Source organism: Pseudomonas sp. AU12215 (genome assembly GCF_001675465.2).
In the GTDB taxonomy this organism is placed as follows: Bacteria; Pseudomonadota; Gammaproteobacteria; order Pseudomonadales; family Pseudomonadaceae; genus Pseudomonas; species Pseudomonas nitroreducens.
In genome coordinates this window covers 70,268-88,234 of sequence record NZ_MACM02000118.1, presented here as the reverse complement: position 1 = coordinate 88,234, position 17,967 = coordinate 70,268, and the positions used below count along the sequence as shown (strand labels likewise).

The 17,967-nt window shown below is 66.0% G+C and carries 16 protein-coding genes and 1 pseudogene; 6 read left to right on the top strand and 11 right to left on the bottom strand.

What is annotated here, in order from left to right; translation table 11 throughout:
• Nucleotides 1–141: 141 nt before the first annotated feature.
• From A9513_RS15830 to A9513_RS15815, 4 genes are all read right to left on the bottom strand, one after another.
• On the bottom strand, nucleotides 142–876 hold the full coding sequence (locus tag A9513_RS15830) for a proteasome-type protease (RefSeq protein WP_024765453.1): 735 nt from the start codon (nucleotides 874–876) through the stop codon (nucleotides 142–144).
• 79 nt (nucleotides 877–955) lie between these two features.
• Nucleotides 956–1,765 (bottom strand): transglutaminase family protein, encoded by an 810-nt coding sequence (locus A9513_RS15825; protein ID WP_037010443.1) that lies wholly within the window; start codon nucleotides 1,763–1,765, stop codon nucleotides 956–958.
• Nucleotides 1,762–2,712, bottom strand: a complete 951-nt coding sequence (locus tag A9513_RS15820; RefSeq protein WP_065327624.1) for an alpha-E domain-containing protein — start codon at nucleotides 2,710–2,712, stop codon at nucleotides 1,762–1,764. Before A9513_RS15820 ends, A9513_RS15825 begins: the two co-directional genes overlap by 4 nt.
• A gap of 2 nt (nucleotides 2,713–2,714) precedes the next feature.
• Nucleotides 2,715–4,127, bottom strand: coding sequence for a circularly permuted type 2 ATP-grasp protein (locus A9513_RS15815; protein ID WP_065327623.1), 1,413 nt, complete (start codon nucleotides 4,125–4,127; stop codon nucleotides 2,715–2,717).
• A 350-nt stretch (nucleotides 4,128–4,477) separates the two neighbouring features.
• On the opposite strand from A9513_RS15815, the gene ydcS reads away from it, so the two are divergent.
• The 5 genes and pseudogenes from ydcS to A9513_RS15790 all read left to right on the top strand — a co-directional run bounded on the left by ydcS (nucleotide 4,478) and on the right by A9513_RS15790 (nucleotide 10,232).
• Nucleotides 4,478–5,650 (top strand): putative ABC transporter substrate-binding protein YdcS, encoded by a 1,173-nt coding sequence (gene ydcS / locus A9513_RS15810; protein ID WP_141678436.1) that lies wholly within the window; start codon nucleotides 4,478–4,480, stop codon nucleotides 5,648–5,650.
• A 275-nt stretch (nucleotides 5,651–5,925) separates the two neighbouring features.
• Nucleotides 5,926–6,945, top strand: coding sequence for an ABC transporter ATP-binding protein (locus A9513_RS15805; protein ID WP_065327622.1), 1,020 nt, complete (start codon nucleotides 5,926–5,928; stop codon nucleotides 6,943–6,945).
• Nucleotides 6,942–7,844 carry an ABC transporter permease gene (locus tag A9513_RS15800; protein WP_038803679.1) on the top strand — a complete coding sequence of 301 codons (903 nt, stop codon included), beginning with the start codon at nucleotides 6,942–6,944 and terminating at the stop codon, nucleotides 7,842–7,844. The genes A9513_RS15805 and A9513_RS15800 overlap by 4 nt, the downstream gene beginning before the upstream one ends.
• A complete protein-coding gene (locus tag A9513_RS15795; protein ID WP_065327621.1) occupies nucleotides 7,834–8,655 on the top strand; it encodes an ABC transporter permease in 822 nt (273 codons plus the stop codon). The genes A9513_RS15800 and A9513_RS15795 overlap by 11 nt, the downstream gene beginning before the upstream one ends.
• Before the next feature lie 151 nt (nucleotides 8,656–8,806).
• Nucleotides 8,807–10,232 (top strand): annotated as a pseudogene (locus A9513_RS15790) (gamma-aminobutyraldehyde dehydrogenase).
• A gap of 160 nt (nucleotides 10,233–10,392) precedes the next feature.
• Here the strand turns inward: A9513_RS15790 and A9513_RS15785 are convergent.
• From A9513_RS15785 to A9513_RS15760, 6 genes are all read right to left on the bottom strand, one after another.
• Nucleotides 10,393–11,097 (bottom strand): type 1 glutamine amidotransferase, encoded by a 705-nt coding sequence (locus A9513_RS15785; RefSeq protein ID WP_065327620.1) that lies wholly within the window; start codon nucleotides 11,095–11,097, stop codon nucleotides 10,393–10,395.
• A 187-nt stretch (nucleotides 11,098–11,284) separates the two neighbouring features.
• The gene (locus A9513_RS15780; RefSeq protein ID WP_024765445.1) at nucleotides 11,285–11,623 is read right to left on the bottom strand and encodes a ribonuclease E inhibitor RraB; all 339 of its coding nucleotides are present in this window, start codon (nucleotides 11,621–11,623) and stop codon (nucleotides 11,285–11,287) included.
• Between the two features lie 277 nt (nucleotides 11,624–11,900).
• Complete coding sequence (locus A9513_RS15775) at nucleotides 11,901–12,584, bottom strand: VIT1/CCC1 transporter family protein (protein WP_065327619.1); 684 nt, start codon at nucleotides 12,582–12,584, stop codon at nucleotides 11,901–11,903.
• Between the two features lie 33 nt (nucleotides 12,585–12,617).
• Nucleotides 12,618–13,379 (bottom strand): SDR family oxidoreductase, encoded by a 762-nt coding sequence (locus A9513_RS15770; protein ID WP_065327618.1) that lies wholly within the window; start codon nucleotides 13,377–13,379, stop codon nucleotides 12,618–12,620.
• The gene (locus tag A9513_RS15765; RefSeq protein ID WP_065327617.1) at nucleotides 13,376–14,323 is read right to left on the bottom strand and encodes an alpha/beta hydrolase; all 948 of its coding nucleotides are present in this window, start codon (nucleotides 14,321–14,323) and stop codon (nucleotides 13,376–13,378) included. Before A9513_RS15765 ends, A9513_RS15770 begins: the two co-directional genes overlap by 4 nt.
• The gene (locus A9513_RS15760; protein ID WP_024765441.1) at nucleotides 14,307–15,782 is read right to left on the bottom strand and encodes an NAD(P)/FAD-dependent oxidoreductase; all 1,476 of its coding nucleotides are present in this window, start codon (nucleotides 15,780–15,782) and stop codon (nucleotides 14,307–14,309) included. Before A9513_RS15760 ends, A9513_RS15765 begins: the two co-directional genes overlap by 17 nt.
• Before the next feature lie 130 nt (nucleotides 15,783–15,912).
• Here A9513_RS15760 and A9513_RS15755 point away from each other — a divergent pair, with 130 nt between their 5' ends.
• The gene (locus A9513_RS15755; RefSeq protein WP_037017623.1) at nucleotides 15,913–16,929 is read left to right on the top strand and encodes an AraC family transcriptional regulator; all 1,017 of its coding nucleotides are present in this window, start codon (nucleotides 15,913–15,915) and stop codon (nucleotides 16,927–16,929) included.
• A 140-nt stretch (nucleotides 16,930–17,069) separates the two neighbouring features.
• Here the strand turns inward: A9513_RS15755 and A9513_RS15750 are convergent, their stop codons facing one another.
• Nucleotides 17,070–17,855 (bottom strand): sulfite exporter TauE/SafE family protein, encoded by a 786-nt coding sequence (locus tag A9513_RS15750; protein WP_024765440.1) that lies wholly within the window; start codon nucleotides 17,853–17,855, stop codon nucleotides 17,070–17,072.
• Nucleotides 17,856–17,967: the final 112 nt, after the last annotated feature.

Sequence of the window (17,967 nt, the reverse complement as noted above, 5' to 3'; positions counted from 1 at the left end):
TGGATCGTGACGCGCTCTGTGGCGCTGAGTTCGTGATAGGACATGGGGCAACACCTTACCGAAATGGTCGGGTGTTGCACTCAGTTTTTGCGGCCGCCCACCCTACAGCACTATCCCCAAAACCCGGCCCGCAGCGAAACGTCAGTGCCAGTAATCCCCCGGCGGCGCCGGCAGTTCGCCAAGCAACTGACGTAGCCCGGCGCCCCACTGCCCGCGAATGCCCTCGAAATACGCATCGCCCTCCTGGATACGATACCCCGCCGGCACCTCCAGGCTGCCTTCGCGATACACCAGCAGGTCCAGCGGCATGCCCACCGAGAGGTTGCTGCGGATGGTCGAGTCGAAACTGATCAGCGCGCAGCGCAGCGCCTGTTCCAGCGGTGTCGCGTAACTCATGGCGCGGTCGATGATCGGCTTGCCGTATTTGCTTTCGCCGATCTGGAAGTAAGGCGTGTCGCGGCAGGACTCGATGAAGTTGCCCTGCGGATAGACGTTGAACAGACGCGGCACTTCCTGGCCGATCTGGCCGCCGACCAGGAACGAACTACCCAGGTCGACGCCCTGGTTCTGGCCGATGTTCTCATCGTGATCGACCACCTCGCGCAGAGTCGAGCCCACCAGCCGGGCCGCCTCGAACAGGTTCTCGACATTGCCCAGGTTCGGCCCGTCGCTGCCCATGCGCAGGCGCAGCGTGCTGATCACCGATTGCGAGGTGGCCAGGTTGCCGGCGCTCTGCACCACGATCAGGCGCTCGCCGGGTGTGCCGAAGATGTGCAGCTTGCGGAACACGGCGATGTTGTCGACGCCGGCATTGGTGCGCGAATCGGAAACGAAGACCAGGCCCTGGGCGAGGTTCATGGCGACGCAATAGGTCATGGCGTTCTCATGGCAGGTTCAGGGAACGGGAAAGCTGGCACCGATCTTAAGCCGGTGCCCGGTCTTTCGCCACGCCCGCTCATTGCTGCATCTGCTGGGCCTGCTGGAGATGCCCAGGCGCCACGGTGACGCGGGCGTGCATCTGCTCACCGCCGCCACCCCGACGCATGCCCCGCACCGGGCAAGCGTCGAGGTAGTCCAGGCCCACCGCCAGTTTCAGGTGGCGTTCAGGACGGTCCAGCACGTTGGTCACGTCAAAGCTGTACCAGGCATCGTCCAGCCAGGCCTCCGCCCAGGCATGGCTGGCGAGGTGCTCCTCGCTGTCGGTGTAGAGGTAGCCGGAAACGTAGCGCGCCGGCACGCTCAGATAGCGCAGGCAGGCGAGAAAGGCGTGGGCATGGTCCTGGCAGACCCCTTGCCCGGCCGCAAAGGCTTCGGCGGCGGTGCTGTCCACCTGGGTCGAACCGGGCACGTAGGCGATGCGCTCGTTCAGCGCCTGCATCAGGCGGATCATCGCCTTGCGGTCGCGCCGCTCGGCACACTGGGCTCGGGCGAACTCCTGCAGCGCTCCGTCGGCCTGGGTCAGGCGCGTGCCACGCAGGAACGGCAGCGGCGACAGGTGATCGTGCTCGCGCTCGTTCTCCACGTCGATTTCAACGTTGCCGTGAGCGGCTATGGCAATGGCCTCGTGGGGCTCGTCGAGGGTCAGCACATGGAGGATGTTGCCGTAGGCATCGCGCTGCGGGTGCGCCGGGCGCGGCAGGTGCAGTTGCCAGTCCAGGACGTGCTGGCGCTCGCTTTCCTGCGGGGTCAGGCGCAGGTACTGGATGCTCGCGCGCACCTGGTCTTCGTAGCGGTAGGTGGTGTCGTGGCGGATGGAGAGTTTCATGCGGCCTCCAGGTACGAGCTGTGAATGGCGTTGGCGAGCTGGCGAACCAGCCCGATGTGGTCGGTGATCCAGGTGTGCAGGCCGGCGCCGAGCACCTCGTCGATGCCGGTGTAGCGCACCCGTGCCTCCAGTTCGGCGGCCATGCGCTGGGCCGGCCGACCGTTGGCGCCCGGCAGGCTGGCGAGGATCTGGCGCAGTTCCTCGGCGCAAGCCAGCAGCGAACGCGGGACGTCCTCGCGCAGCAGCAGGAGTTCGGCGATGTTCCGCGCGTTCAGCGCATCGCGATAAAGCTCGGTGTAACCCTCGAAGGCCGAGAGCGCGCGCAGCAATGCCGTCCACTGGTAGTAACCACGGGCGGAACCTTCCGCCGGGCCGGCGCTGTGTTCGCCCAGCACCTGATGCCGCGCATCGAGCAGTCGCAAGGTGTTGTCGGCGCGCTCGATGTAGGTGCCCAGGCGGATGAAGTGGAAGGCGTCGTTGCGCATGCTGGTGCCGAAGGTGGCGCCGCGGAACAGGTGCGAGCGGTCCTTCACCCATTCGCAGAAGTGGCTGATGCCGTAGCGCAGCAGGCCCTGGTGGGCGATGTCGCGCATCTCCAGCCAGGTGGCGTTGATGTTTTCCCACATGTCGGTGGTGATGCGCCCGCGCACCGCATGCGCCCCGGCGCGGGCGGCGCCGAAGCAGGAATAGATGCTGGTGGGGTTCTGGGCATCCAGGGCGAAGAAGTTCAGCAGGCGCTCGGCGTGGAGCTCGCCGTGGCGGGCGAGATAAGCGTCGAGGTTGCCGGTGATCAGCAGCGGCATGGCCAGCTCTTCCAGGCCATCGCCGCGGCCGTCCTGGGGCATCAGCGACAGCGAGTAGGACACGTCGAGCATGCGCGCGAGGTTTTCGGCGCGCTCCAGGTAACGCGACATCCAGTAGAGATCAGAAGCGGTACGGCTCAGCATGATCAGTCCTCCACCACCCAGGTGTCCTTGGTGCCGCCACCCTGTGACGAATTCACTACCAGCGAGCCTTCGCGCAGCGCCACGCGGGTCAGCCCGCCCGGCACCAGGCGCACGTTGTCCGGCGCGGACAGCACGAAGGGCCGCAGGTCGATGTGCCGCGGGGCGATGCCGTTCTCGACGAAGGTCGGGCAGGTCGACAGGCTCAGCGTCGGCTGCGCGATGTAGGCCTCCGGCCGCGCCATCAGCCGCGCGCGGAAGGCTTCGATTTCCGCCGTGGTAGCCGCCGGGCCGACCAGCATGCCGTAGCCGCCGGAGCCCTGGGCTTCCTTCACCACCAGTTCGGGGAGGTGCGCCAGCACGTGGGACAGGTCCTGCGGGCGGCGGCATTGCCAGGTCGGCACGTTGTGCAGGATCGGCTCCTGGTCGAGGTAGAAGCGGATCATCTCCGGCACGTAGGGGTAGACCGACTTGTCGTCCGCCACGCCGGTACCGATGGCGTTGGCCAGCACCACGTTGCCGGCACGGTAGGCGGCCAGCAGGCCGGGCACGCCGAGCATGGAGTCGGGGTTGAAGGCCAGCGGGTCGAGGAAATCGTCGTCGATGCGCCGGTAGATCACGCCCACCTGCTGCGGGCCGGCGCTGGTGCGCATGTAGACGCGCTCGTCACGGACGAACAGGTCGGCGCCTTCCACCAGTTCCACGCCCATCTCGCGGGCAAGGAAGGCGTGCTCGAAGTAGGCGCTGTTGAAACGCCCCGGCGTCAGCACCACCACGCTGGGGTTATCCAGCGGGCTGGAGTTGCGCAGGGTATCCAGCAGCAGGTTCGGGTAGTGGTCGATGGGGGCGATGCGCTGGGCGGAGAACAGCTCGGGGAACAGCCGCATCATCATCTTGCGGTTCTCCAGCATGTAGGAGACGCCGCTGGGGGTGCGCAGGTTGTCCTCGAGCACGTAGTAGGCGCCGTTGCCGTCGCGCACCAGATCGATGCCGGCGATGTGCGCGTAAACATTGCCGGGCACGTCCAGGCCCTGCATCGCCAGTTGGTACTGGTCGTTGGCCAGCACCTGCTCGGGTGGGATCAGGCCTTCTTTGAGGATGCGCTGGTCGTGGTAGAGGTCGGCAAGGAACAGGTTGAGCGCCTGTACCCGCTGGATGCAGCCAGCCTCGATGATCTTCCATTCGCTGGCGGGAATGCTCCGCGGGATGGTGTCGAAGGGGATCAGGCGTTCGGTGCCCTGGTCGTCGCCATAGAGGGTGAAGGTGATCCCGGCGCGATAGAACAGCAGGTCGGCCTCGCGGCGGCGCTGTTGCAGATGCTCGCCGGGCATGTCCGCCAGCCAGCGGGCGAACTCCGTGTAGTGCGGTCGGCAGGCGCCAGCGGCGTCATGCATTTCGTCATAGAACACCCGAGCCATCTTCTACTCCTTGTTGCCGCTCGTCCTCGGCTGCGAAGGCCATCGCAAGGCCCGTGCCAGAGGTCGATTTCCTGTTGGTTCAATGACTTGCAAAGGCTGCCCGGAGGCCACGCACCCGCTTGGTGCACTTTTCCCGGCCAGCCACCCCGGCCCGCCCCGTTTGGGGCCGCAAGCGCCATGCGGCGGGCCTTTGCGGGGTGCCGGAGGCTTTCTTGTCAGCCTCCGGGGCCGGAACTACGCTGCAAGAGCGTGCCCATTCGCTATGGACATGCAGCGGTCAACGGAGGTGCCATTTTTCTGCGCGCTGGTTCCGCAGTGGCTCCCACACGAAGAACAACAGGAGTCCGTCCATGTCATCCGTGCAATTGTCCTTAGTGAAAGCCGCGGCACTGGCCTTCGCCGGCGTCAGCCTGCTCTCCAGCGCCTCGCTGCAGGCGGCAGAAGCACTCAAGCAGCTCGGCAACCCCGAAGGGGCGCTGGATATCATTGCCTGGCCCGGCTACATCGAGCGCGGCGAGAGCGACAAGAACTACGACTGGGTCAGCCAGTTCGAGAAGGACASCGGCTGCAAGGTCAACGTGAAGACCGCCGCCACTTCCGACGAAATGGTCAGCCTGATGGCCAAGGGTGGCTACGACCTCGTCACCGCGTCCGGCGATGCCTCGCTGCGGCTGGTCTACGGCAAGCGCGTGCAGCCGATCAACATCGCCCTGGTGCCCAACTGGAAGAACGTCGACAAGCGCCTGCAGGACGCGCCCTGGCACACGGTGGATGGCCAGCACTACGGCACGCCGTACCAGTGGGGGCCGAACGTGCTGATGTACAACACCAAGGTCTTCCCCAAGGCGCCCGACAGCTGGAGCGTGGTGTTCAGCGAGCAGAAGCTGCCCGACGGCAAGAGCAACAAGGGCCGCGTGCAGGCCTATGACGGCCCGATCTACATCGCCGATGCGGCGCTCTACCTCAAGACCACCCAGCCCGCGCTGGGCATCCAGGACCCGTACGAACTCAACGAGGAACAGTACGCCGCCGCCCTCAAGCTGCTGCGCGAACAGCAGAAGCTGATCCACCGCTACTGGCACGACGCGACGGTGCAGATGAGCGACTTCAAGAACGAAGGCGTGGCCGCTTCCGGTTCCTGGCCCTACCAGGTGAACGCGCTGCAGGGCGAGAAGCAGCCGATCTCCTCGACCATCCCCACCGAGGGCGTCACCGGCTGGGCCGACACCACCATGATGCACGTGGACGCCAAGCACCCGGTGTGTGCCTACAAGTGGTTGAACTGGTCGCTGGAACCCAAGGTTCAGGGTGATGTCGCCGCCTGGTTCGGCTCGGTGCCCGCCGCCCCCGCCGGCTGCACCGGCAGCCAATTGCTCGGCGCCCAGGGTTGCGCGAGCAATGGCTACGACCAGTTCGACCGCATCGCCTTCTGGAAGACCCCGCAGGCCAAGTGCGCCCAGGGGCAGTGCGTGCCGTACAGCCGCTGGACGCAGGACTACATTGCGATCATGGGTGGGAGGTGACCTCCCTGCTGGATCAAAAGCCCCTCACCCTAACCCTCTCCCGCAAGCGGGAGAGGGAACCGTTCGGTGCAGGATGAAACCTTGCCATCAGCCGGCACGGACGGCTCCCTCTCCCTAAGGGAGAGGGCTGGGGGTGAGGGGATGCGTTGGCACAAACCTCTCCAGAAAACAGTCGCCGCTACAAATGCCCCACCTCACCCACAAGTCGGCAAGCACCCCCGCCCCCATGCGCTACCTTTTCTGATGCAGCCCCCGCCACGCAGGTAGCCCGCAGCATGACCACAGCCGTCCAGTTCACCGACGTGAGCCGCCACTATGGCGAGGTGCGCGCCGTCGACCGCGTGTCCATCGAGATCCGCGACGGCGAGTTCTTCTCCATGCTCGGCCCGTCCGGCTCCGGCAAGACCACCTGCCTGCGGCTGATCGCCGGCTTCGAGCAACCCACCTCCGGGTCCATCCGCATCCACGGCAACGAAGCCGCGGGCCTGCCGCCCTACSAGCGCGACGTCAACACGGTGTTCCAGGACTACGCGCTGTTCCCRCACATGARCGTGCTGGASAACGTCGCCTACGGCCTGAAGGTGAAAGGCGTGGCCAAGGCCGAACGCTACCACCGCGCCGAGGAAGCCCTGGGGATGGTCGCCCTCGCCGGATACGGCAAGCGCAAGCCGGCGCAGTTGTCCGGCGGCCAGCGCCAGCGCGTGGCGCTCGCCCGCGCCCTGGTGAATCGCCCGCGTGTGCTGCTGCTGGACGAACCCCTCGGCGCACTGGACCTGAAGCTGCGCGAGCAGATGCAGGTGGAGTTGAAGAAACTGCAGCGCCAGCTGGGCATCACCTTCATCTTCGTCACCCACGACCAGAGCGAAGCGCTGTCCATGTCCGACCGAGTGGCCGTGTTCAACAAGGGCCGCATCGAACAGGTCGATACTCCGGGCAACCTCTACCGTCGCCCTGCCACGCGCTTCGTCGCCGAGTTCGTCGGTACTGCCAACGTGCTGCGCGGCGATCTCGCCCAACGCCTGCTCGGCGAGTCCCGCCCACATTCGTTGCGCCCGGAACACGTGCGCTTCGGCCGCGCCGGTGAGGGCGAACTGGAGGTCAGTGGCACCTTGTTCGATGTGCAGTACATGGGCGCCAGCAGCCGCTACGAGATCGAACTGGAGAACGGTGTGCGCCTGGTCGCCGCGCTGCCCAACGGCGAGCGCGAGGAACAGCGCCCGAAACCCGGCGACGCAGTGACCGCCTCCTGGGCGCGTAGCGCGCTGGTGCCGCTGCTGGAAGAACCGCCGTCATGAGGGCGATCTCCACCTTCCTCTACCGGCGCAGCACACTCTACCTGCTGATGCTGCTGATCCCGCCGCTGCTGTGGTTCGGCGTGATCTACATCGGCTCGCTGTTCGCCCTGCTGTGGCAGAGCTTCTATACCTTCGACGACTTCACCATGGCGGTGACGCCGGACCTGACGTTGGCCAACTACCGGGCACTGTTCAACCCGGCCAACTACGACATCGTCCTGCGCACGCTGGGCATGGCCATCGCCGTGTCCATCGCCAGCGCCATCCTCGCCTTCCCCATCGCCTACTACATGGCGCGCTATGCCGGGCCGAAGGAAAAAGCCTTCTTCTACATCGCCGTGATGCTGCCGATGTGGGCCAGCTACATCGTCAAGGCCTACGCCTGGACGGTGATCCTGGCCAAGGGCGGCATCCTCTACTGGGTAATCGAGCACCTGCACCTGCTCGGCCTGCTGGACCTGCTGCTGGAGGTTCCCGGCGTGGGCGGCAACACCCTGTCCACGTCACACATCGGGCGCTTCTGGGTGTTCACCTACATCTGGCTGCCGTTCATGATCCTGCCGATCCAGGCCGCCCTGGAGCGTCTGCCGCCCACGCTGCTGCAAGCCTCGGCCGACCTCGGCGCGCACCCGCGGCAGACTTTCTTCCAGGTCATCCTGCCGCTGGCCTTCCCCGGCGTGGTGGCCGGCTCGATCTTCACCTTCAGCCTGACCCTGGGCGACTTCATCATCCCGCAACTGGTGGGCCCCAGTGGGCTGTTCATCGGCACCATGGTCTACGTGCAGCAGGGCGCAGTGGGCAACATGCCGCTGGCGGCAGCCTTCACCCTGGTGCCCATCGTGCTGATCGCCGTGTATCTCTCCATCGCCAAGCGGCTGGGGGCCTTCGATGCGCTCTGATGCACATTCCACCGACCGCCCCTCCTGGTTCCTGCGCCTGGCGGCCTGGGGCGGGTTGCTGTTCCTGCACTTTCCGATCCTGGTGATCCTGCTCTACGCCTTCAACACCGAGGAGTCGGCCTACAGCTTCCCGCTGCAGGGCTTCACCCTGAAATGGTTCAGCATCGCGTTTCAGCGCGGGGACGTACTCGACGCCATCTGGCTGTCGGTGAAGATCGCCTGCGTCGCCACGCTGATTGCCATGATCCTCGGCACGCTGGCAGCCGGCGCTCTCTACCGCCGCGACTTCTTCGGCAAGGAAGGCATCTCGCTGATGCTGATCCTGCCSATCGCSCTGCCCGGCATCATCACCGGYATCGCSCTGCTSTCGGCGTTCAAGACCCTSGGCATCGASCCSGGCTTCCTGACCATCGTCATCGGCCACGCSACCTTCTGCGTGGTGATCGTCTACAACAACGTGATCGCGCGCTTCCGCCGCACCTCCTTCAGTCTGATCGAGGCGAGCATGGACCTGGGCGCCGATGGCTGGCAGACCTTCCGCTACATCATCCTGCCGAACATCGCCACGGCGCTGCTGGCCGGCGGCATGCTGGCCTTCGCGCTGTCGTTCGACGAGATCATCGTCACCACCTTCACCGCCGGCCACGAGCGCACCCTGCCGCTGTGGCTGCTCAACCAACTGACCCGCCCGCGCGACGTGCCGATCACCAACGTCGTTGCCATGCTGGTGATGCTCGCCACCATGCTGCCGATCCTCGGCGCGTACTACCTGACGCGCGGGACCAGTGATGTGGCAGGGAGCGGGAAATGACTCTGGCGTTTTGCGAAACGCCCTCTCCCCACCCCTCTCCCTGAAGGGAGAGGGAGCATCCGTGCAGCGGGATACCACCGTGCAGAGGACAGCCCCCTCTCCCTCCGGGAGAGGGCTGGGGTGAGGGGAAACCCATTGAAGGAGGAGCCCCATGCAAACCAAACTCCTGATCAACGGCCAGTTCGTCGCCGGTGAAGGCACCAAGCTGGATATCCTCAACCCCTCCACCGGCGAGGTGATCGGCCAGATCGCCGAAGCCAGCGAAGCCCAGGTGGATACCGCGGTGCGCGCCGCCAACGCCGCCTTCGACGGCTGGTCGCAGACCGCGCCGAAGGACCGCGCCATGCTCCTGCTGCGCCTGGCCGACCGTATCGAGGAACACGCCGAGGAGCTGGCCCGCCTGGAATCGGACAACTGCGGCAAGCCCTACGCCGCCGCACTGAACGACGAGATCCCGGCCATCGCCGACGTATTCCGCTTCTTCGCCGGTGCCTGCCGCGTGCTGCCCGGCTCCGCCGCCGGCGAGTACCTGCCCGGCTTCACCTCGATGATCCGTCGCGACCCGGTGGGCGTGGTCGCCTCCATCGCACCGTGGAACTACCCGCTGATGATGGCCGCATGGAAGCTCGGCCCGGCGCTGGCCGCGGGCAACTGCGTGGTGCTCAAGCCGTCGGAACAGACCCCGCTGACCGCCCTGCGCGTGGCCGAATTCATCGCCGAGCTGTTCCCCGCCGGCGTGGTCAACCTGGTCTTCGGCCGTGGCCCGAGCGTGGGCGCGCCACTGGTCAGCCACGACCTGGTGCGCATGGTCTCGCTGACCGGATCGGTGGGCACCGGCAAGGCGATCATCAAGAGCGCCGCCGACAGCGTGAAACGCCTGCACATGGAACTGGGCGGCAAGGCCCCGGTGATCGTCTTCGACGACGCCGACCTGGAAGATGTGATCGGCCGGCATCCGCACCTTCGGCTTCTACAACGCCGGGCAGGATTGCACCGCCGCCTGCCGCATCTATGCCGGCAAGAAGGTCTACGACAACTTCGTCGCCGATCTGGCCAGCGCGGTATCCAGCCTGAAGACCGGCCTGCAGAACGACCCGAATACCGAACTCGGCCCGTTGATCACCGCGGCCCAGCGCGACCGCGTCTCCGGCTTCGTCGAACGGGCCAAGGCCAGCCCGCACATCCAGATCGCCACCGGCGGCAAGATGGTCAGCGGCAAGGGGTTCTTCTACGAACCCACGGTGGTAGCCAACGCCCAGCAGGACGACGAGATCGTCCGCCGCGAGGTGTTCGGCCCGGTGGTGTCGGTGACGCCGTTCAGCGATGCGGACGAGGCCGTGCGCTGGGCCAACGACTCCGACTACGGCCTCGCCTCGTCGGTGTGGACCAAGGATGTCGGACGCGCCTCACGAGTCGCGGCGCGCCTGCAGTACGGCTGCACCTGGGTGAACACGCATTTCATGCTGTGCAGCGAAATGCCCCACGGCGGCTTCAAGCAGTCCGGCTATGGCAAGGATTTGTCGATGTACGGCCTGGAGGACTACACCGTGGCGCGGCACATCATGTTCAAGCATTGAGTCGCACACACATGCAGACACTGTAGGAGCGAGCTTGCTCGCGAACCCCAGCCCCGCAGCGGGGGTTGTTCGCGAGCAAGCTCGCTCCTACGAAAAGCCAGCTCCTGCGTGGGAGCGGACTCCGTCCGCGATGTCCCATCGCCGCACCAAGATCGCCGGATCAGATCAACCCGGCCAGCTTCAACCAATGACGGTAGAACCCTTCCGCCACCTGGTTCATCGCCGCCACTCGCTGCGGCAGACCGTCGAGCATGACTGCTGCGCTCTCCTGGCTTGGCTGACTGGGATCGAGGTATTCCGGGAAACCGTTGACCCAATCGCTGACCAGTTCCTCGGTCATTTCCGGGTGGCCCTGCAGGCCGAGGATGCGATCGCCATAGCTGAAGCCCTGGTTCTCGCACCAGGGGCTGGACAGCAGGCGCGTGGCGCCTTCGGGGATGTCGAAGGTATCGCCGTGCCACTGGTAGATCGGGAATTCGTCGGGCAGGTGCGCCAGCCACGGGCTCTGGCCTTCCTGGCGGCGCATCGGCTGCCAGCCGAGTTCGGTGTACGGCAGGCGACGGATGTCCGCGCCCAGCGCCTTGGCCAGCAACTGGCCGCCCAGGCAGTGGCCGATCATCGGTACGTCGCGCTCGATGAAGCGGCGGATTGCCGCGATCTCGTCGCGCAGCCATGGCAGGTCGTCGTTCACACTCATCGGCCCGCCCATGATGGCGACGGCCCTGGGCCGTTCCAGGTCGTAGCCTTGCAACTCGCCCAGGTCGGCACGGCGGACGTCGAACGGCAATTGCAGACGGTCGAGCACCACGCCCAGATGGCCGGGCGGGCAGAAATCGACGTGGGTCAGGATCAGGATATCGGTCATGGTCACCTCCGCGCGGCAGTCTGCCGCATCGGTGGCGCCGGGGGAACCGGGCGTGTCCGCAAGGTCCTTCTTGCATCGCCGCCTTTGCCGACGTGAAGAAGCGCGCCGTCACTGCTGGCGACGGCGCGCTGTCTGGTTTCGCGGGTAGAAGATCGGCCGCCATGAAAGGCGGCTCAACGACGTGCTGCTAGCGCAGGGAAGTGACCTCCTGGGTCACGCCCCATCCATCGAGAATACCGCCCAGTGGCACCACGACCTCCTCAAGATCGTGTTCGAAATCACCGATGGCGGCGTGGGTGGCGAACATCACCTTGCTGATCTGCAGGCTCCAGCCGCCGTCATCGCGGGCCTCGACCTGGGTTCTCAGCGATTCGCCGCGAAACTGCCGGGCAGCTTTGCGGGCGTTCTGTTCATCGGAAAAGATGGCGAAAAAGTCGATGGGATGAATGCGTGCGAAATCGAAGCCACCTTCCTTCATCCGGCGCAACACGTTGACGCTGATATCCTCCGAGAGGGGCTTTTCCATGGTACGCACCTCCTGTCGAGACGTTCAGAGTGTATTCCCCGCCAACGAACGCGGCCTTGGCGGTCGCGTTCCGGGCACTTCAGTGTGCCGCCAGGAAACGTCAAATGCCGCAACGTCCCCCGAAATGGTGGCCAACTCCGCCGAACGCGCCGAGCGGCGCAACGGAAATATACCGGCCACATTTCTCAGCGTAGCGTCTCGGCGCCCGACCTGCCGCTACTTTGACGCTTTGCTCCGCTCGGCGGCGACAGGCGGCGGATGGCGCAATCCCGCGGCACTAGCCGCCCAGCGCGATGCACAGGCCCGTCATGGCAACGCCAAGGGCCGTGAAGCCCAGCGCACCCGGCCAGGGGGAGTCGCCGGACCAGCGGCTGAGCAGCCAGCCCAGGCCAAACAGCATGACCACGCCGATGCCCTGGGCAATGCGCAGTGCCATCAGCTCGTCCGGCACCAGCCACAGCGGCAGGATCAGCGGCAGGGTGATGCCGCTCACCAGCAGCACGATCAGCAACGCCGCCAGCCAGACAGCGGCACCGCCACCGCGCGGCTGACCGATACCCAGTTCCGAGGCCATCAGCCGCTGGCGCAGGTTCCAGAGCTCATCCGGATGGAGCACCGCCACCAGCCTGGGCGGCAGGAACTCGTCGAGCCCTTCACGAAAGTCGGTGTCGCTCGAAACACCCCGCAAAGCGCGCAGCCGCCCGTGCTGGTGCACCCGCTCCACCCGCAGGCGCACCAGCAGCATCAGGGCATCCACCACGCCCCAGGCGATGTTGCAGCCCAACGCGGCGACGACCAGGTCCTGTCGGCTCGCGCCGCCACTGGCAGCAGAAATCACCGAGATGATGGTCAGGGTCATGATCACCCCGTAGGTCATCTCGCTGATCCGGTCGAACGGTGTGGTGATGTCCTGCAGCACTCGCTGCCAGACAGAGGGCTGGGGTTCGGGGATTCGCTGCATGGGACGGCCTCCTTCGCCGCCCCTGCAGTCTACTCAGGCACGGCTGAGCCAGGCCATCACCCAGCGGTTGATCGCCGGGGGCGACAGCTGACCGGACCAGTACATGGCGCGGAACATCGCGCCGATGGGTCGGTGCACGCCGCCACTCCGGGCCTGGCGCCAGGCGGCCCGAGCGATGTCTTCGGCGACCAGGGTGACGCCCAGGCGGCGCAATACTGGGGGCTCGAAGGTCTGGCTGGCGACCATCGGCGTGCGCACGAACGGCGGCATCAGGTCGGCGACGCGGATGCCGAGCTCGCGCCACTCCAGCTCCAGCGCCTCGGTTAGCCCACGGATGGCAAACTTCGAGGCCGAATAACTGGCCATCTGCGGCACGCCATACAGCCCGGAAGCCGAGCCCATGTTCAGCACCTGTGCACCCGGCGTGCGCTTGAGGTACGGCAGCGCGGCATAGCAACAGTTGAGTACGCCCTGCACATTGATGGCAATGATGCGGTTGTGCTCGGCGAGGCTGATGTCCTCGAAACGCCCGAAGCGCAGGATGCCCGCGCAGTTGAACAGCAGGCGCAGGTGGCCGCCGTTGGCTTCGGCGAACGCGTTCACCGCCGCCGTTACGGCCTCGGTATCGGTAACGTCCAGCGCCCTTTGCCAGGCGCCATCCAGTTCGGCGGCGAGGTTCTCCAGCGGCTCGGGATTGAGGTCGATCAGACCGACGCGCCAGCCATTGCGGTGGAAGAGCTTCGCGGTAGCGGCGCCGATGCCGGAGGCGGCACCGCTGATCAGGATGGAATTCATCGGCGTACTCCCTGCAGATGGCCGGCGAGATAGTTGGCAACGTCCTGCAGCGCCCGGTCGGCCACGTCCAGCAGGCCGGCGTGAGCCTGGAACACATGCCAGCAGCCGGGGAAACGTTGCAGGCTGACGCTCACGCCATGCCGCCGCGCCGCGTCGGCGAAGCGCAGGCTGTCGTTGCGCAGCACTTCATCCTCGCCGACCTGGATCAGCAGCGGCGGCAAGCCGGTGAGATCAGCATGCAGCGGCGACAGTTGTGCGTCCACGCGCGGCATGCCCGGCGGGCAGAACATCTCCATGGCGCTGTCCATCCAGGCGCGGGTGATCAGCGGATCGCCGGCCGTTGGCGCGTGCAGATGCTCGGCGGAGAGATCGGTCACCGGCGAGAAGGTCACCAGCGCGCCCGGCACCGGCAGCCCCTGCTTCTTCGCCTCCAGCGCCAGTTGCAGGGTCAGGTGGCCCCCCGCGGAATCCCCAGCGACGGCGATGGCGGATGCCGGGATGCCTTTGTCCAGCAAGGCGCGGTAGGCCGCCACCGCGTCCTCGCGCTGGGCCGGGAAACGGTGCTCCGGCGCCAGGCGGTAATCGATCACCCACACCTCGGCCTGGCAGCGCCGCGCCAGGTTGGCGGTGATCGCCCGGTGGGTCGCCGGCGAGCCAACCAGATAGGCACCGCCATGCAAGTAGAGGATCACCCTGCCCTCGCCGCCCCCATCGGGACGCCAGACCTCGGCCGGGACACCGCCCAGCGTCGTCTGCTGACGATGCACGCCGCCAGGCGTCAGGGTTGCGGCCGTCAGCCCGCGCAGCAATGCACGTTGAGCTTTCACCGGCAACTGCGGGCCCATCAACCCGCGGAACAGCAGGTTGAGCGTGCCACGCAGGGTGGCGGTCAGGAGTTTCTGGCGGGTCGACAGCGGTACCACGGGCTCAACGGATGCAGTCATAGTCGGCGAACTCCGGCTGGCGGGTCTGTTGGCGGTAGCGGAAGGTGAAGCCCGGCCAGTTGACGGTATTGCGGCCGCTTTCGGTCTTGTACCAGCTGCTGCAACCGCGCTCCCAGATGGTGTGCTGCAGGTCGTGCTGCAACTGGCGATTGAAGCCCTGCTGTACCTGCGGTTTGAGGTCCAGGTACTTCAGGCCCTCGCGCTGGATGCGCTGCAGGCAGCCGAGTACGTAGGGAAACTGGCTCTCCAGCATGTAGATGATGGAGTTGTGCCCCAGGTTGGTGTTCGGTCCGTAGAGGATGAAGAAGTTGGGGAAGCCGCTGACGCTGATGCCCTTGTACGCCTCGGCGCCGTCGCTCCAGGCCTGGTTCAGCTCGCGCCCGGCGAGGCCGGTGATGCGCATCGGCGCGAGGAACTCGGTGGCGGCAAAGCCGGTGCCGTAGATGATCGTATCCACCGGATGACGCTGGCCGTCGCGAGTGACGATGGCGTCTTCAGTAACCTCACGGATGCCGGTATCGACCAGCTTCACGTTGCTGCGCGCCAGCGCCGGGTAGTAGTCGTTGCTGATCAGGATGCGCTTGCAGCCCATGGGGTAATCCGGCTGCAGCCGCGCGCGCAGTTGAGGGTCGGCGATGCTCTTGCGCATGTGCAGGTGAAAGCTGATCCGCATGAATTTCATCATCGGCGGGAACACCGTGAAGGCTAGCGCCCGCGCCTCGTGCTGCACGTACTTCAGCCCACGATCCAGACGCTGCAGCCAGGGCAGGCGCGACTTGATGCGGCGCTCCCAGTCGGCGTAGGGGCGATCCGGCTTGGGAATCACGTAGGCGGCGCTGCGCTGGAACAGCAGCAACTCGGCGACTTTCGGCGCGATCTGCGGGACGAACTGGATGGCGCTGGCGCCGGTCCCGACCACGGCCACGCGCTTGCCGTCCAATGGCGTGCCATGGTCCCACTGCGCGGAATGGAAGGCCTTGCCCTGGAAGCGCTCGATCCCCGGCAGCTTCGGGATCAACGGGCGGCTCAGTTGGCCCAGGGCGCAGACCAGCGATTGCGCGCGCAATTCTTCGCCATCGGCGCAGGTAACGCACCACTCGCCGGCAGCCTCGTCGAAGTTTGCCTCGCGCACCTCGCAGTTGAAGCGGATGCGTTCGCGCAGGCGGTATTTATCGGCGCAGTGCCGCGCGTACTCGAGGATTTCCGCCTGGGGCGCGAACTTGCGCGACCAGTCGGCCTTGGGTTCGAAGGAGAAGGAATACAGGTGCGAAGGCACGTCGCAGGCAGCGCCCGGATAGACGTTCTCGCGCCAGCAGCCACCGACGTCGGCGGCCTTTTCGAGGATCAGGAAATCGTCGATCCCGGCCTTTTGCAGGCGGATCGCCAACCCCAGGCCGGCGAAGCCGGCACCGATGATCAGCACGCGCGGGGCGGCCGATCGACGGGATGATGTTGTCATTGTTGTGCTCCCGGTTCTGATGTCCGCATAGCGGCGGATGACAACATCCTAGTGCGACTTCCCGCCACGGGTTATGGCATAGTCGGACAGAAAATTGTGACTTTCGGTCACCCTGACTCCCGAGGTTTCGATGCCTGCTACCCCAGCCTGCTCCCCCCGGCGCAGTGCCATCAGCGTGCAGCTCATGACCCAGTTCGGCCTCGACCATGGCATGACCCTGGAACAGTGCCTGGGCCGCACCGGACTGGACATCGGCGTGCTCGCCGATCCCGGCGCCGAGGTGGAGGCCACCCAGGAACTGGAGTTGCTGCGCAACATCAACCGGCACATCGGCCAGCGCCCCGGCATCGGGCTCAAGGCCGGCCTGCGCTACCACCTCAACGCCTACGGCATCTGGGGCTTCGCGATGCTCAGCAGCTCGACCTTCCTCAGTGCCGCGCACCTGGGCCTGCGCTACCTCGACCTGACCTATGCCTTCCACCGCATGACCCTGGAGGAACACGACGGCGAAGCGCACCTGGTGCTGGACGACACGTCCGTGCCGGAAGACCTGCGCGACTTCCTCATCGACCGCGACGGCGGCGGTGTGCTGCGCATCCAGCGCGACCTCACCAACCAGCCGCCGCCGATTCGCCAGGCGCTTTTCCGCCGCGAGGCGCCAGCCGACCTGCAGCCCTATATCGATGAACTGGGGGTGAAACCGCTGTTCGGCCAGACGGAAAACCGCATCGTCTTCGACAGCCACATTCTCGAAATGCCGCTGCCGGGCGCCAATCCGGAAGTGGCGCGGCGCTGCGAGGAGCAATGCCGCGCCCTGCTCGCCCGGCGCCAGGTACGCACCGGGCTTTCCGGGCAGATCCGCGACCGCCTGCTGGGCACGCCGGGGCGGCTGCCGGACATGGAGCAACTGGCGGATGAGTTGCACATGACCTCGCGCACGTTGCGGCGCCGGCTGGAAGGCGAAGGCAGCAGCTATCGCGCGCTGCTCGACGAGGTGCGCCAGGCGCTGGCCGAGGAATTGCTGGCCACGGGGGCAATTCGTCTGGAGGAAATCGCCGAGCGACTCGGCTACGGCGAGGTGTCGAACTTCATCCACGCCTTCCGTCGCTGGAAAGGCGTGACGCCGGGGCGTTTCCGCCGCCGTTAGAAAATCTGCTGACGATCTTGCGAGCAGAGCCGTGGTAGGCGGAGAACGCCCGAAGAGCGGAGTTTACGTTCTGTAAATGAGCATCTGAGGGCGCTTTCCAACGCCCTACGGCCGACGCGCAGCAGATCGTAGACGGTTTTTTAGAAGACCAGCTTGTAGCCGATCATTGCCAGCATGATCGCCAGGCACGGGCGCAGCACGCCGTCCGGAATACGCCCGGCCAGGTGGCTGCCGAAGTAGATGCCCGGCAGCGAGCCGATCAGCAGGTAGCCCAGCAGGCCCCAGTCCATGTTGCCCATGCTGGCATGGCCGAGGCCGGCGACCAGGGTCAGGGGCACAGCGTGGGCGATCTCGGTGCCCACCAGACGGCGGGTGGCGAGGAAGGGATAGAGGATGAACAGCGCCACCGTACCCAGGGCGCCGGCGCCGATGGACGTCAGCGCGACCATGCCGCCGAGGATGGCGCCGGTGATCACGGTCAGGGTATTCAGCCGGGGGCCGCTGAAGTGGAAGCTGTCCCCGGCGTGACGCTGGGCGAAGGCCAGCACCTGCTTCTTGAACAGCACGGCCAGCGCAGTGAGCAGCAGCACGACGCCCAGGGCGTTCTTGATCACCGCGTTCATGGCCGCGGTGTCGGTATGCAGGCTGTGCAGGAACAGCAACGTCAACGCGGCAGCCGGGACGCTGCCCAGGGCCAGCCAGCCGGTGATGCGCCAGTCGATGTTGTCGTTCTTGCGGTGAACCAGGACGCCGCCGGACTTGGTGATAGCGGCATAGAGCAGGTCGGTGCCTACCGCGGCGGCAGGGTTGATACCGAACCAGAGCAGGATGGGCGTCATCAGCGAACCGCCACCGACACCGGTCATCCCAACGATAAAGCCTACGACAAGACCCGCGACTACAAACCCGATATTGCCGAAATCCATCTACGCGTCCTGACTGGCGAAACTGATCACCTCGTGGTGTGGCCGGGAGGATACTGACTTTTCTTATAATCCTTTAGACCGATGTGGTCTTACTTTATAACTTCCTCGTGTT